The sequence below is a fragment of the Amycolatopsis sp. NPDC001319 genome (genome assembly GCF_042896185.1).
In the GTDB taxonomy this organism is placed as follows: Bacteria; Actinomycetota; Actinomycetes; order Mycobacteriales; family Pseudonocardiaceae; genus Amycolatopsis.
Genome location: NZ_JBIAWY010000002.1, coordinates 782819 through 799623 on the forward strand (window position 1 = coordinate 782819; position 16805 = coordinate 799623).

Annotated in this window: 1 protein-coding gene and 1 pseudogene; both read right to left on the reverse strand. The window is 74.7% G+C overall.

Annotation, left to right across the window (positions count from 1 at the left end; all coding sequences use genetic code 11):
- Positions 1-33: 33 nt before the first annotated feature.
- On the reverse strand, positions 34-7935 hold the full coding sequence (locus ACFY1H_RS09145; protein ID WP_386945640.1) for an SDR family NAD(P)-dependent oxidoreductase: 7902 nt from the start codon (positions 7933-7935) through the stop codon (positions 34-36).
- Positions 7929-16775 (reverse strand): annotated as a pseudogene (locus tag ACFY1H_RS09150) (SDR family NAD(P)-dependent oxidoreductase); the annotation flags it as partial. The pseudogene ACFY1H_RS09150 and the gene ACFY1H_RS09145, both read right to left, overlap by 7 nt.
- Between the last annotated feature and the right edge of the window lie 30 nt (positions 16776-16805).

A 16805-nucleotide genomic window follows, 5' to 3' on the forward strand; every position in this document is an offset into this window, starting at 1 on the left:
GCGATGACCAGGCCCGAGCTGGGGTGGCGCGGCTCAGAGCGTGCTGAGCCACTCCTCGACCGCCTGCGCGGTCACGGCGGAGTCCTCCTTGGCGAGGGAGAAGTGGTCGGCGGCGACCGTCGTCACGACGTCGGCCGGGACCCGGGAGAGCAGGTCGTCCTGGTCGTGCTCGATCTCGTCACCGAAGAGGTCCACGGCGCACTGCACGAGCAGCGTCGGCGCGGTCGTCTTCGGCGCCTCGAGGTCGGCCATCTTGCTGAACCAATGGCCCATGGCCGAGAGCCGGGCGCTGTTGAGCGTCACGGTCGGGTTCTCGATCTCCGCGAGGTAGAACCGCGTGGTCTCCACGAAGTCGACGTTCTCGCCCGCGCGGTGCTGCATGCTCAGCGTGTCCAGCAGCGCAACGCCGTCCGGGCGCACGCCCCACGTCTGCTCCAGCACGCCCGCGGCGGCGTAGGCCAGCGAGCCGGCGGACGAGTGCCCGACCAGGATGAACGGGTCCCCGTCGCTGGCGTGCAGCACGCTTTCCGCGACCACGCGCGCGGCCGCCGTCGCCGAAGCCGGCAGCGGCTCGCCGAGCGCGAAGCCGACGAGCGGCAGCGCGGACACGTGGCGCTTGCCGCGGAAGTGCGCCGCGATCCGCGCGTACTGGTGCACGCCGCCGGTGACCACCGGGGAGCTGACGCAGATCAGCCGCGGCGAGGCCGGCCCGTCGGCGAGGGTGACGGCCTCGGGCAGGTCCTCGAGCTCCGCCGGTGTCTCGAAGGTGTCGCGGATGGCCGCGACGGCCTTGAGCATGCCGAGCGCTTCGGTGAGCTTGCCGCCGTTGGCGGCGCGGAAGAACAGCCGGTCCAGCGTGTCGCCGGCGACCGGGGCCGCAGTGCCGGGCGTAGGCGCGTTGGCGGCCGCGACGGAGCCGGCCAGCTCGTCGCGCAGCCATTCGGCCAGCCGGGCCGGGGTCTTGTTGTCGAACACCGCCGTGGACGGCAGCCGCAGGCCCGTCGCCTCGCCGAGTTTCGTGCGCAGCTCCACCGCGATGAGCGAGTCGAACCCGGCCTCGAGGAAGTCGCGTTCGGGGTCGACGGAGCTCGCGTCGCGGTGCCCGAGCAGCGCCGCGGCGAAGTCGCACACCAGGTCCTGCAGCAGCTGCCGCTGGGCGGCCGCGTCCAGTCCGCCCAGGCGGTCGCGGACCGACGACGCCGAGGACGAGGCCTTCGCCGCCGCTTTGCGCGGCGTCTTCACCAGTCCCCGCAGCAACGCCGGCACCTCGCCCTGCGGCTTGCCGCCACCGGCGACGCGCAGGGCCGCGATCAGCGGTTCGCGTGCCGCGAGGGCGGCGTCGAACATCGCGAGTCCCTGTCCGGTGCCGATCGTCGGCAGCCCGGCGGCGTCGATGCGCTCGACATCCGCGCGGGACAGCTTGCCGGTGATGCCGCTCGACTCGGCCCACAGGCTCCAGGCCAGTGAAGTCGCGGGCAGGCCGAGGGCCGCGCGGTGCTGGGCGAGGGCGTCGAGGAAGACGTTGGCCGCCGCGTAGTTGCCCTGGCCCGGCCCGCCGCTCACGCCGGCGAACGACGAGAACAGGACGAACGCGGCCAGGTCGCTCTCGCGGGTGAGCTCGTGCAGGTGCCACGCGGCGTCGGCCTTCGGCCGCAGCACGGCGCTCAGGCGATCCGGCGTGAGCGACGGGATCACCCCGTCGTCGAGGATCCCGGCGGTGTGGACCACCGCGGTGAGCGGATGGTCGACCGGCACACTGGCCAGCAGCTCGGCAAGTGCGTCCCGATCGGAGGTGTCGCACGAGGCGATCCGCACGGCCGCGCCCGCGCCGGCGAGCTCCTGCCGCAGTTCGTCGGCACCGTTCGCGTCCGCGCCGCTGCGGCTGACGAGCAGCAAGTTCCGCACGCCGCGTTCACGCACCAGGTGGCGGGCCACGTGGCCGCCCAGCACGCCCGTGCCGCCGGTGATCAGGACCGTCCCTTCGGGGTGCCACGCGGGCGGCGCGGTGAGCACGAGCTTCCCGATGTGCCTGGCCTGGCTCATGAACCGGAACGCTTCCCGCGCGTCGCGCACGTCCCAGGTCCGGACCGGCAGCGGCTCGAGCGCGCCCTCGGCGAACAGCGCGAGCAGGCTCTGCAGCATCTCCTGCACGCGGTGCGGGTCGACCTGGCCGAGGTCGAACGGGTGGTACGCGATGTCACCCAGCGTCGCGGGGTCGCGCAGGTCCTTCTTGCCCATTTCCAGGAACCGGCCGCCGTCGGCGAGCAGCCGCAGTGACGCGTCGAGGAACTCGCCGGTGAGGGCGTTGAGCACGGCGTCCACGCCGCGGCCGCCGGTGGCGCGCGCGAACTTCTCCTCGAACTCGGTGGTGCGCGAGGAGGCGAGGTGGTCCTCGGCGATCCCGAGCTCCCGGAGCGTGTCCTGTTTGGACTCGCTCGCCGTCGCGAACACCTCGGCACCCAGGTACTGCGCCAGCTGGATCGCGGCCATGCCGACGCCGCCCGCGCCGGCGTGGATCAGGACGGACTCCCCCGGCCTCAGGTTCGCGAGGTCCACCAGGGCGTAGTAGGCGGTGAGGAACACCAGCGCGACCGACGCGGCGTCCACTTCGGACCAGGCGTCGGGTGTGCGGGCCAGGAAGCGCTCGTCGGCCACGGCGTGGGTGCCGAAACCGCCGCCGAGCATGCCGAAGACGCGGTCGCCCACCTCGAGGTCGGTCACGGCCGGACCGATCGCGTCGACGACGCCGGCGGCCTCGGCGCCGAACGCGCCCGCTTCGCCGGGGTACATGCCGAGTGCGTTGAGCACGTCGCGGAAGTTCATGCCCGCGGCCGTCACGCGTACCCGGACGTCGCGCCCGGCCGGCTCGTCGAGGAACTCGGGCCGGGGTTCGAGGACCAGGGTGTCGAGGCTGCCCTTGCCGGTGGTGGCGAGCCGCCACGGCACCCCACCCGACGGCGGCACGAGGCTTGTGCCCGTCGCCAGGCGCGCGAGACGGCCCACGCGGACGGCGCCGTCACGGAGCACGACCTGCGTCTCGCCGCTGTCGAGCAGCCCGACGGCGCCGGCGAGAGCACTGAGCGAGGTCGTCGCGCTGTCGATGTCGGCGAGCAGGAACCGGCCGGGGTTCTCCGCCTGCGCGGAGCGCACCAGGCCCCAGACCGCGGCGGCGGCCGGGTCGGGCACGGCTTCGCCTGCGGCCGCGGCGACCGCGCCGCGCGAGACGAACACCAGCCGCGTGTCGGTGAACCGGTCGTCGGCCGCCCAGTCCTGCAGCACCGTGAGGGCCCGGGCGGTCAACTCGTGAACGGCCGCCGGCCCTTCGGCGCCGGTGACCGGCACGAGGCAGACATCCGGCGCGCTCGTCCCGGCGACGGTGCCCGCGAGCGTCTCGGCATAGCCCGACACGATCTCCCCGGCGACCACCACCTCGTCGGCGACGCCGAACGGGTCGGCCCCGACCACGGCCCAGCGGCGCCCGCCCGCGACCGCCGGCACCTCGGCCGGCACCCAGTCGAGCCGGAACAGCGATTCGCCCGCGACGTCCGGCTTCGCGGCCGGGGCGGCCGAAGCAGCCCGCAACGCGAGACCTTCGACAGTCAGCACCGGACGGCCCGTCACGTCGGCAGCGACCACACTGATCGTGCCGGTGTCGTCGCCGGCCAGCCGCACGCGCAGCGCGGACGCGCCGCCCGCGTGCAGCGTGACACCGCTCCACGCGAACGGGATCCGGCCGCGCGCAGCACCCGAGCCGACGAAGGTGGCGGCGTGCAGCGCGGAGTCGAGCAGGGCCGGGTGCACGCCGTACGCGTCGGCGCCGTCGCCCCGGCCGGGCAGGACGACGTCGGCGAACACCTCGTCGCCCCGGCGCCACACAGCCTGCAGGCCCTGGAACAGCGGGCCGTAGGAGGAGTTCTCGTAGAAGCCGGTCACATCGACGGATTCAGCGCCTTCAGGCGGCCACACCGAGGCGTCGAAGGCGGCGGCCGGTGCGTCCTCGGTGAGCAGGCCGCTCGCGTGCTCGGTCCAGGCCGCGTCCGGGTCGTCGGCCGGTCGCGAGTGGACGGTCACCGGGCGCCCGCCCTGCTCGTCCTCCGCGCCGACGCTCACCTGGATCGTCACGGCGTCCTCCGGGCCGAGCACCAGCGGCACCGCCAGCGTGAGGTCCTCGACGCGCCCGGCGCCGACGTGGTCGCCGGCCCGCACGGCGAGCTCCAGGAAACCCGTGCCCGGGAACAGGATCACGCCGCCGAGCGTGTGGTCGGCGAGCCACGGGTGCGTGCGCGCGGAGATCCGGCCGGTGCACACGACACCGTCGGACCCGGCCAGCGCCACCATCGCACCGAGCAGCGGGTGCGCGCCGGGGAACAGCCCGGCCGAGGTCACGTCGCCGGTCATCGCGGCCTTGCGCGGCCAGTAGCGCTCGCGCTGGAACGCATACGTCGGCAGCTCGATCGTGCGGGCGCCGTCGAGCAACGGCCGCCAGTCCACGGGCAGGCCCCGCGTGTACGCGGCGGCGAGCGACTTGAGCGCGCGGACCAGGCCGCCGTCGTCACGGCGCAGCGTGCCGGTGACAAGAGTGCGGGTGGTCTCGGTGTCCTCGACGACGCCGGTGACGTTGGCGGTCAGCACCGGATGGCCGCTGGTCTCGACGAAGGCGCGGTGGCCGTCCGCGAGCAGCGCGCGCACGGCGTCCTCGAACCTCACGACGCCGCGCAGGTTGCGGTACCAGTAGTCCGCGGTCATCGGCTCGTCGAGCTTCGCGCCGGTCAGCGTCGAGTAGATCGGGATCTCGGGGGTGCTCGCGGTGACCTCGCCCAGCTCGGCGAGCAGCTCGTCGCGCAGCACCTCGACCTCGGGCGAGTGCGACGCGTAGCCCATCGAGATCCGGCGCACGCGCACGTCGCGCGCCGTGAGGTCGTCGAACAGCCGGTTGAGGGCCCCGAGCTCACCGGACACCGACACGGACCCGGAGCTGTTCACCGCGGCGACCGCGATCGGCGTGCCGGCCAGCAGCTCCTCGACCTCGTCGAGCGGCAGGGGAATCGCGAGCATGCCACCGCGGCCGGCGATCGTGCGCGTGAGCACCTTCGCCCGCAGCGCCACCACGCGCGCGCCCTCGGCGATGCTCAGCGCGCCCGCGACGACGGCGGCCGCGACCTCACCCTGCGAGTGCCCGACCACGGCGTCGGGCTCGATCCCGGAGGAGCGCCACACCGCGGCCAGCGCGACGGTGAGCGCGAACGACGCCGGCTGCACCACGTCGACGCGCTCCAGCGACGGCGCGTCCGGCCCGCCGCGCAGCACCTCGGCCAAGTCCCACTCCACGTACGGGCGCAGCGCTTCGGCGCACTCGGCGATCTTCGCGGCGAACACCGGGCTCTCGTCCAGCAGCCGCCCGCCCATCCCCGTCCACGGCACGCCCTGGCCCGGGAACACGAACACGGTCTTGCCCGACACGTCGGCCACACCCTCGACGACCTCGGGAGCCGGCCGCCCCTCCTCGATGGCGGCCAGGCCGCCGGTCAGATCGGCCCGCTCCGCCCCGACGACCACGGCGCGGTGCGCGAACGCCGACCGCGTGGTCACGAGCGAATGGGCCAGATCCAGCAGATCGGCGTCCCCGGCAACGCCGTGCAACCGCTTCGCCTGCGCTGTCAGCGCGGTGGGTGTCCGGCCCGACAGCACCCAGGGCACCGCGGCGGGCGCGGGTCGCGCCGGCACCTCGGCGGGCTCGGGATCCGGTGCCTGCTCCAGGATCACGTGCGCGTTGGTGCCGCTGATGCCGAACGACGACACCCCGGCCCGGCGCGGGCGCTCGACCTCGGGCCACGGCCGCTGCTCGGTGAGCAGCTCGACGGCACCGGCCGACCAGTCCACATGGGACGACGGCGTGCTGACGTTGAGCGTCTTCGGCAAGGTCGCGTGCCGCAGCGCCATGACCATCTTCACGATCCCGGCGACGCCGGCGGCGGCCTGCGTGTGCCCGAGGTTCGACTTCACGGCTCCGAGGTAGACGGGCGTCTCCCGCTCCTGCCCGTAGGTCGCGAGCACGGCCTGCGCCTCGATCGGGTCACCGAGGACGGTGCCGGTGCCGTGCGCTTCGACGACGTCGACGTCCTGAGCAGACAGGCCGCCGCTGGCCAGCGCCTGCCGGATCACGCGCCGCTGCGACGGCCCGTTCGGCGCGGTGAGGCCGTTGGACGCGCCGTCGGAGTTCACCGCGGAACCCCGGACGACGGCGAGGATCGGGTGGCCGTTCTTCCTGGCGTCGGAGAGCTTCTCGACGACCAGCATGCCGACGCCCTCGGACCAGCCGGTGCCGTCCGCGTCGTCGGAGAAGGCCTTGCAGCGCCCGTCCTCGGCGAGCCCGCCCTGGCGGGTGAAGCCGGCGAAGCCCATGGCCGTCGACATCACGGTGACGCCGCCCGCCAGCGCGAGCGTGCACTCGCCGCTGCGCAGCGCCTGCCCGGCCAGGTGCAGCGCGACCAGCGAGGACGAGCACGCCGTGTCGATCGTCATCGCCGGGCCTTCGAGCCCGAAGACGTAGGAGATCCGGCCCGACACGACACTCGCGGCGAGCCCGGTGCCGGCGTGGCCTTCCACGTCCTCGCCGGCACCCAGCGCGAGCTCGGCGTAGTCCTGCCCGTTGGTGCCCACGAACACGCCGGTGCGGCTGCCGCGCAACGTCTCCGGGTCGAGGCCGGCTCGTTCGAACGCCTGCCAGCTCGTCTCCAGCAACAGGCGCTGCTGCGGGTCCATCGCGGTGGCCTCGCGGGGCGAGATGCCGAAGAACGCCGCGTCGAACTCGGCCGCGTCGTAGAGGAACCCGCCGACGTCGGTGGCGCTGTGGCCGCGGCCGTCGCCGGCGAGCACGGCCAGGTTCCACTCACGGTCGGCCGGGAACTCGCCGATGCCGTCCGCGCCGTCGGCCACGAGGCGCCACAGGTCCTCCGGCGAGCGGACACCGCCGGGGAACCGGCAGGCCATGCCGACGATCGCGATCGGCTCGCCCCGGCCGGCCTCGGCGTCGGCCAGCCGCTGCCGCGTCTGGTGCAGGTCGGCCGTGACCCACTTCAGGTAGTCGACGAGCTTGCGGTCCTCCGGCATGGTGCGCACCTTCCTGTGGGCGTTCGCGCGGGTCAGCGGTCGGTCAGCCGGCCCAGTTCGTGGTCGATGAAGTCGAGGACCTCGTCGGCGCTCGCGTCGCTGAGCCGGTCGGCGACGCCGGTTTCCGCCTCTTCGGTCTCCGTGAGCGCCGAGAGCATCCGGCGCAGCCGGGCGGCGATGCCGCCGCGCGTCACGCCGTCGGGCGCCGCCGCGCGCAGGCTCGCTTCGAGCCGGTCCAGCTCGGCGTCCAGCGCCGCCTCGGGCGCCGCGCCGTCGGTGAGCTCCTCGCGCAGGTGCTCGGCGAGTACCACCGGAGTCGGGTAGTCGAAGACGAGCGTCGACGGCAGCGGGGTGCCGGCCACCTCCGTGAGGCGGTTGCGCAGCTCCACCGCGGTGAGCGAGTCGAAGCCCAGCTCGCGGAACTCCTGCCCGGCGTCGATCGCCTCGGCGCTGTCGTGGCCGAGCACGGCCGCCGCCGCGGTGCGGACGAGGTCCACCAGCAGTCGGATCTGCTCGTTCTCGCGCAGCCCGGTGAGCTGTTCGGCCAGCGACTCGCGCGGCACCGCCCGCGCGGCCGCCGCCCGCCGTCGGGTGCCGCGGATCAACCCGCGGAACACGGCCGGGACGTCGCCTTCGACACTCGCGAACCCGCCCCGCCCGACGGCCAGCGGCACGATCCGGCCGGCCCCCGAGGCGACGGCCGCGTCGAACAGCGCGAGCCCTTCGGCGACCTCCAGCGGCGGCAGGCCGGTCGAGCGCATGCGGCGCCGGTCGGTCTCGCCGAGCGTGCCCGTCATGCCGCCGGTCTCGGTCCACGGACCCCACGCGAGCGACGTCGCAGGCAGGCCGTGGGCCACGCGGTGGGCCGCGAGCGAGTCGAGGGCGGCGTTGGCGGCGCAGTAGTTGGCCTGACCGGGGCTGCCCATCGTGCCGGCGATCGAGGAGTAGACGACGAACGCCGCCAGGTCCGCGCCGCGCGTCAGCTCGTGCAGGTGCCAGGCCGCGTCGGACTTCGGCGCCAGCACCGCGGCGACACGCTCGGGTGTCAGCGAGCCGAGCACGCCGTCGTCGAGGATCCCGGCGGTGTGGACGACGGCGGTGAGCGGGTGGGCCGGGTCGACCTCCGCCAGCGCGCGGGCGACTTCGCCCCGTTCGGCGACGTCCGCCGCGACGAAGCGCACCGTCGCGCCGAGGTGGGTCAGCTCGTCCTCGAGCTCGGGCGCGCCGGGGGCTTCGAGACCACGGCGGCTCGCCAGGACCAGGTGCCGTACGCCGCGTTCGCGCACGAGGTGGCGCGCCAGCTCGCGCCCGAGACCGCCGGTGCCGCCGGTGACGAGCACGGAGCCGTCCGGGTCCCAGGGCCGGCCCCACGTCGCGGTCTCCCCGAGGCGCGCGAGCCGGCCCGCGAGGACCTCGCCGCCGCGGATCACGAGCTGCGTCTCCCCCACGGCCAGCAGCTTCGGTGCGCTCGCGACCTCGGCGACCGAAGCGGGGTCGGCGTCGACGTCCACGAGCATGAACCGGCCCGGGTTCTCCAGCTGCGCGGCGCGCACGAGCCCCCACAGCGCGGCGGCGGCCGGGTCCTCGATGGGGTCGCCGTCCTCGGCGGCGACGCCGTTGCGCGTCACGAAAACCACGGTGGTGCGGGCGTACTTTTCGGCCGAGAGCTCCTGTACGAGTTTCAACGCGCGTCCGCCGAGCTCACGCGTGGCGGCGAGCGGGTCCGGGCCGAGGCCGGCCATCGGCACGAGCAGCACCTCGGGTACTTCGTCCACTTCGGACAGTGCGGTGGCGGAGCCGGCGCTCAGCACGCCGGCGAGGCAGAGACCGTCGGCCCCCAGCACCGTGCAGCGGTCGCCCTCGGTGTGCTCGCCGCGCACCGGGGTCCAGGTGAGGTGGAACAGCGAGTCGTGCCGGGTGTCGTGCGTGTGGTGCTCGGGCTCCGGCAGCGCCCGGTACACGCAGGTGTCGACGGAGGCGACGAGCTGGCCTTCGACGTCGAACAGCGCCAGCGCCACGGACTCCGGTCCCGTGCGGATCAGCCGCGCCCGCACCGCCGACGCCCCGGCGGCGTGCAGGCTGAAGCCGCGCCAGACGTCCGGCACCGGGTCCGGCTCCACGTCGAGGTCCGCGAACGCGGCGAGCCGCGACACCGCGTCGGCGAGCGCCGGGTGCAAGCCGAACTCCGCGGCATCCGGGACCTCTTCGGGCAGCGTGACCTCGGCGTAGACCTCTTCGCGGCGGCACCAGACGGCCGTGATGCCCTGGAACGCGGGCCCGTGCTCCACGCGGTCGCCCTCGTGCGGTTCGTGGAACCCCGTGAGGTCGACGGCCGCAGCATCGGCGGGCGGCCACTCGCCGAGCGAGCCCCCGGGCACGGCACCGTCGGCGACGTGACCGCGCGCGTGCACCGTCCAGGCGGCTTCCGGGTCGTCGGCCGGACGGCCGTAGAGCGTGACCGGGCGGCGGCCGGACGCCGGCTCGCCCACGCGGACCTGCACCGCCACGGCGGTGTCCACGACGAGCGGGGCGGCCACGGTCAGCTCGTCGACGCGGTCGCAGCCGGTCTTCTCGCCCACCCACGCGAACAGGTCGAGCAAGCCGGACTCGGGGAACACCGTCTCGCCGTCGACGAGCCGGTCGGCCAGCCACGGCACGGTCTGCGCCGAGAGCACCCCGCTGAACACCGCGTCGGCCGAGCCCGCGAGCGGGACCTCCGCCGCGAGCAGCGGATGCCCGGCGACGGCCAGCCCGAGGCCCGCGGCGTCCGCGACGAGCGGGGCGAGCGTCGGCCAGTAGCGCTGGTGCTGGAACGCGTAGGTGGGCACCTCGGTGTGCCGGCCGCCGGCCAGCAGCGGTGACCAGTCCACGGCCACCCCCGCGACGTGCAGCCGGCCCAGCGCCGTGAGCAGCGCGGTCGCCTCGTCGCGATCCTTGCGCTGGGTCGCGACGACGGTCACGTCGTCCACGTTCTGCTGGGCGAGCGCGGCCAGGACGCTGCCGGGGCCGACCTCGACGAACGTGGTCGCGCCCGCGGCACGCAGCGAGCGCACGCCGTCGCCGAAGCGCACGGCCTCGCGGACGTGGCGCACCCAGTAGGCCGGATCGGTCAGCTGCTCGGCGGTGGCGGGCTCGCCGGTGAGCGTCGAGACGATCGGGATTTCGGGCGCGGACAACGAAAGTCCGCGCACGACCGCGGCGAACTCGTCGAGCATCGGTTCGACCAGCGGCGAGTGGAACGCGTGGGAAACGGTGAGCCGGTTGGTCCGGCGGCCCCGTTCGGCGAACCGGTCGGCCAGCGCCAGCACGGCCTGCTCGGCCCCGGCGACGACCACCGACGCGGGCGCGTTCACCGCGGCGATCGACACCTCGGCCGTGAGCTCCGCCGTCACTTCGTCGAGCGTCGCCTCGACGGCGACCATCGTGCCACCGGCGGGCAGCGCCTGCATGAGCCCGGCGCGCGCGGCGACGAGCGTCGCAGCGTCTTCCAACGTCAGCACGCCGGACAGGTGCGCGGCGGTCAGCTCGCCGATCGAGTGCCCGGCGAACTGCGCGGCCCGCAGCCCGAACGACTCCAGCAGCCGGTAGAGCGCGACCTCGAACGCGAACAGCGCCGGCTGCGTGTAGCCCGTGGTGGCCAGCAGGCCGGCCTCGGGTGTGCCGTCGGCGGCGAAGACGATCTCACGCAGCGGGCGGCCCAGGTGGCGGTCCAGCTCGGCCGTCACCGCGTCGAACGCGGCGGCGAACACCGGGAAGCGCTCGTGCAGCTCACGGCCCATGCCCGGGCGCTGCGAACCCTGGCCGGAGAACAGCACGGCCGTCGACTGCTCGGTGGCGAGCCCGCGGCCGGCTTCGGTGATCCCGTCGGGTCCGGCGAGCAGCAGGGCGCGGTGGCCGAAGTGCGGGCGGGCCGCGAGAGTGGCGCCGATGTCGAGGGCGCTCGGCGCGCCGTCCCGGGCCGCGAAGGCGCGCAGCCGTCCGACCTGCTCGTCGAGCGCCGCCGCCGTTTTCGCCGACACCGTCCACGGCACGACGTCCTCGGCGCGCTGTTCTTGCGTCGAAACCTCTTCCGCCTGCTCCAGCACGATGTGCGCGTTGGTGCCGCTCAGCCCGAACGACGACACCCCGGCGCGACGGGGCCGGCCACACCCAGGCCACGGCCGTTGCCGCGTGAGCAGCTCGACCGACCCGGCCGCCCAGTCCACGTGCGACGAGGGCGCGTCGACGTGCAACGTCTTCGGCAGCACGCCGTGGCGCAGGGCGAGGACCATCTTGATGATCCCGGCGACACCGGCCGCGGCCTGGGTGTGGCCGAGGTTGGACTTGATGCCGCCCAGGTAGACCGGCGTCGCGCGGTCCTGCCCGTACGTCGCGAGCACGGCCTGCGCCTCGATCGGGTCGCCGAGCACCGTGCCGGTGCCATGGGCCTCGACGGCGTCGACGTCCTGAGTGGACAGTCCACCGTTCGCGAGGGCCTGGCGGATCACGCGTTGCTGCGAGGGGCCGTTGGGCGCGGTCAGGCCGTTCGACGCGCCGTCGGAGTTCACCGCGGAACCCCGGACGACGGCGAGGACCGGGTGGCCGTTCTTCTTCGCATCCGACAGCCGTTCGACCAGCAGCATGCCGACACCCTCGGACCAGCCGGTGCCGTCCGCGCCGTCGGCGAACGCCTTGCACAGGCCGTCCTCGGCGAGCCCGCCCTGGCGCGTGAAGCCGGCGAACCCGATGGCCGTGGACATCACCGTGACGCCGCCGGCCAGCGCGAGGGTGCATTCGCCGCTGCGCAGGGCCTGCGCGGCCGAGTGCAGCGCGACCAGCGAGGACGAGCACGCCGTGTCGATCGTGAGCGACGGGCCTTCGAGCCCGAAGGTGTAGGACAGCCGGCCGGACACCACGCTGGCGGCGAGGCCGGTGCTGGCGTGGCCTTCCATGTCCTCGCGGGCCATCGTGACGAGGTTCGCGTAGTCCTGGCCGTTGGTGCCGACGAACACGCCGGTGCGGCTGCCGCGCAGGGTGGCGGGGTCGAGCCCCGCGCGTTCGAAGGTCTCCCAGGAGGTTTCGAGCAGCTGGCGCTGCTGCGGGTCCATCGCGAGGGCCTCGCGCGGGGAGATGCCGAAGAAGCCGGCGTCGAAGCCGGTGGCGTCGTCGAGGAACCCGCCGCGCGCGGTGGCGCTGCGGCCCCGGCCGTCGCCGGCCAGCGCGGCGAGGTCCCAGCCGCGGTCGTCGGGGAAGTCGGTGATGGCGTGCTCGCCGGCGGTCAGCAGCGACCACAGGTCCCCGGGCGAGCGGACGCCGCCCGGGAACCGGCAGGCCATGCCGATGATCGCGACGGGTTCGGTGCCGGCCGCGGTGGCCGCGACGATCTCGCTGCCGGCCGCGTCGCCGCCGGTCAGCTCGGCGAGCAGGTGCGCGGCGAGGTCGTGGGGGGTCGGATGGTCGAACACCAGCGTCGAGGGCAGCGTGAGCCCCGTGGCCGCGCCGAGGGCGTTGCTGAGGTCGATGGCGCTGAGCGAGTCGAACCCGAGGTCGCGGAAGGCCTTGTCGGCACCGATCGCGCCCGCTCCGGAGTGGCCGAGCACGGCGGCGGCACGGGTGCGGACCAGCTCGAGGACGGCGGCCGGACGGTCCGCTTCGGACAGTGCGCGCAGCGTGCGGCCGAAGTCCGGTTCGCACGTCTGCTCCCGGCGCAGGTCGCGGGCGCCGGGCAGCTCGTCGAGCAGCGGGCCGGGCCGTACCGAAAGCAGCGCCGACAGCAACCGGGGCTGCCGCAGGTCGGCGACCACCACGGTGGCTTCGGGTTCGGTGACCGCGTGCGCGAGAGCGGTGACGGCCGACGCGGGGTCGAGGGCGGTCGAGTCGGTGTGCCGGTCCGCGGCCACGCCCTGGCTGGCCATTCCGTCGCCGGCCCAGGCACCCCACGCGACAGCGGTCGCGGGCAGTCCCGCGGCGCGCCGCCGCCGGGCGAGGGCGTCGAGCACGGCATTGGCGGCGGCGTACCCGCCCTGGCCGGGGTTGCCGAGGGTGCCGGCGACCGAGGAGAACAGGGCGAAGACTTCGAGGTCCTTGCCGCGGGTCAGCTCGTCGAGCACCAGCGCGGAGGTCGCCTTGGCCCGGAACACGGTCTCGAACCGTTCGGGCGTCAGGGCTTCCAGCACGCCGTCGTCGAGGACACCGGCCGCATGCACGACCGCGGTCAGCGGCAGGGGTTCGATTAGCGCGGCCACGGCGTTGCGGTCGGCGACGTCGCACGCGGCGAGCGTGACGCGCGCACCGAGTGCCTCCAGCTGCGCGGCGAGGTCGGCCGCGCCGGGGGCGTCCGGCCCGCGGCGGCTGGTGAGCACGAGGTGCTCGGCGCCGTGTTCGGCCAGCCACCGCGCGACGTGCGCGCCGAGGGCGCCCGTGCCGCCGGTGATGAGCACGGTGCCGTGCGGCTGCCATTCCTCGGCCGTGGTGGCCGGCGCGGGGACGAGGCGGCGGCCGAAGATCCCGGACGGGCGGACCGCCACTTCGTCCTCTTCGGACTGGCGCAGCGCCTGCGCCAGCAGCTCGATCGTCCGGTCGTCGAGCTCGGCGGGCACGTCGAGGAGACCGCCCCACCCGCGCGGCTGCTCCAGCGCGGCGACCCGGCCCAGACCCCACAGGGCGGCCGCGGCCGGATCCGTCACCTCGGCGTCGGCTTGGGCCGCGACGGCGCCCCGCGTGACAACCCACACCGGCAGGTCGACGCGGCGCAGCAATGCGGCCGTCGCCGGGGCGTCCGGCAGGAAGGACAGCACGGCGTCACGATCCGTCTCACCGAGCTCATCCGGTTCGACGCGGACCACGTCGCCCGCGGCCTCGAGCACCAGGTCCACCCACGCGCCGGCGTCCGGGGGCACGACGGCGAGCCACCGACGCGGCGCGCCCGGGATCGCGGTGACCGGGCGCCAGACCTCGCGGAACCGCCAGGAGTCCACGATGGACTTCTCGACGTCGGACTCGGGCCAGAACCGCTCGTGCTGGAAGGCGTACGTCGGCAGGTCCACCCGCTGGGCTCCGGCCAGCAACCCGCCCAAGTCCACGCGCGCGCCGGCGACGTGGAGTGCGGCCAGCGCGGCCACGAACGTCTCTTCCTCGCCGAGGTTGCGGCGCAGCGCGGGCACGACCGGGATCGCGTCGCCGACGCTCTCGCGCGCCATCGCGGTGAGCACGGCGTCGGGGCCGAGCTCCAGGAACGCCCCCGCTCCGGCCTCGTGCGCGGCGACCACGGCGTCGGCGAACCGCACCGGCTCGCGGACGTGGCGCACCCAGTAGTCGGCGGTGCGGATCTCGTCACCCGCGAGAGCGCCGGTCAGCGCGGACACGAGCGGGATCTTCGGCGCGGCGAAGGAAATCCCGTCGAGCGCGGCGCGGAAGCCGGCCAGCATCGGGTCCATCAGCGGCGAGTGGAACGCGTGCGACACGCTGAGCCGCTTGGTCCGGCGCCCGCGCGCGGCGAACGTCTCCGCGATCCGCGTGACGTCGGCCTCGGCGCCCGCGAGCACCACCGAGTCCGGCCCGTTCACGGCCGCGATCGAGACGCCGTCGGTGAGCTCCGGGGTCACCTCGGCCTCGGTCGCGCGGACCGACACCATCGCGCCGCCATGGGGCAACGCGTCCATCAACCGCGCGCGGGCGGCGACAAGGGTGCAGGCGTCGGGCAGCGACAGCACGCCGGCGCCGTGCGCGGCGGCGATCTCGCCGACGGAATGCCCGCCCAGCACGTCCGGCCGGACGCCGAAAGACTCGGCCAGCCGCAGCAACGCGACCTCGACGGCGAACAACGCCGGCTGCGTCCACCCGGTGCGGTCGAGCAGCCCGGCGTCCGCACCCCACACGATGTCGCACACGGGCCGGTCCAGCTTCGGGTCCAGCTCCGCCGCGACCGCGTCGAACGCCTCCGCGAACGCCGGGAACCGCCCGTAGAGCTCGCGCCCCATCCCGAGCCGCTGCGCCCCTTGGCCGGAGAAGACCACGGCGAGCTTGACCCGCCGCCCCGCGAGCCCGGTCGTGACGCCCGGCGCCGAACCGTCGCTCAGCCAGCGCGCCAGATCCTCCCGCAGCGCCGTGGTGTCGGACCCGACGGCGGCCAGCCGGTGCTCGAACGCCGAACGGCCCGTGAGCAGCGAGAACCCGACGTCGACCGCGGAACCCAGGTCGTGGCCCACCAGGGCCCGGACCTGCCCGCGCAACGCCTCCGGGGTCTTGGCCGACAGCACCCACGGCACCACTCCCCCGGCCGGCTCGGTCTCGACCGGGTCGCTCGCCGGCGCCTGCTCCAGGATCGTGTGCGCGTTGGTGCCGCTCACCCCGAACGACGACACGGCCGCGCGCCGCGGGCGGCCGGTCTGCGGCCACGCCACCTGCTCGGCCACCAGGGTCACCGCGCCGGAGCTCCAGTCCACATGGGACGACGGCGTGCCCACGTGCAGGGTCTTCGGCACCACTCCGTGGCGCATCGCCTCGACCAGCTTGATCACCCCCGCGACCCCGGCGGCGGCCTGCGTGTGCCCGAAGTTCGACTTCACCGACCCCAGCAGCAGCGGGTGCTCGCGCTCCCGGCCGTAGGTCTCCAGCAGGCTGCCGGCCTCCACCGGGTCGCCCAGCGGTGTGCCGGTGCCGTGGGCCTCGACCACGTCCACTTCGGACGGTTCCAGCCGCGCCGCCGCCAGCGCCTGGCGGATCACGCGCTGCTGCGAACGCCCGTTGGGCGCGGTGAACCCGTTGGACGCGCCGTCGGAGTTCACCGCCGAGCCCCGGACGAGCGCGAGCACCGGATGTCCGTTGCGCTTCGCGTCCGACAGCTTCTCCAGCACCAGGACGCCGACGCCCTCGGCCCAACCGGTGCCGTCGGCGTCGTCGGAGAACGCCTTGCAGCGCCCGTCCGGCGCCAGGCCGCCCTGGCGGCTGAACTCCAGCAACGAACCCGGCGTGGACATCACGTTCACGCCACCGGCCAGCGCCAGCGTGCACTCGCCCGAGCGCAGCGCCTGCGCCGCCAGGTGCAGAGACACCAGCGAGGACGAGCACGCCGTGTCCACCGTGACGGCCGGGCCTTCCAGCCCGAACGTGTAGGAGATCCGGCCCGACGTGGCGCTCGCGGCGATGCCGGTGCCCACGCTGCCGTCGGCGTCGTCCAGTGAGCGCACCATGAGGTACGCGTAATCCTGGCCGTTGGTCCCGACGAACACACCGGTCCGGCTGCCGCGCAACGACACCGGGTCGATGCCCGCGCGTTCCACCGCTTCCCACGACGTCTCCAGCAGAAGCCGCTGCTGCGGGTCCATCGAGAGCGCCTCGCGCGGCGAGATGCCGAAGAAGCCCGGGTCGAAGTCGGCGACGCAGTCGAGGAACCCGCCGCGCCGGCTCACTTCCTTGCCGCGCGCGTCGACCTCGCTCGTCTGCAACGCGCGCAGGTCCCAGCCGCGATCGGCCGGGTAGCCGCCGACTGCGTCGCGGCCCTCGGCGACGAGCCGCCACAGGTCCTCGGGCGACCGGACGCCACCGGGGAACCGGCAGCTCATGCTCACGATCGCGATCGGCTCAGCCGCCGCGGCCAGCAGCTCCCGGTTCTGCCGGCGGAGGCGGTCGGCCTCCTTCACGGAAGCCCGCAGCGCCTCGACAACCTTTTCGCTGGACGTGGTCATCTCTTCAGCTCCGTCACTCGCTCGGCTGGG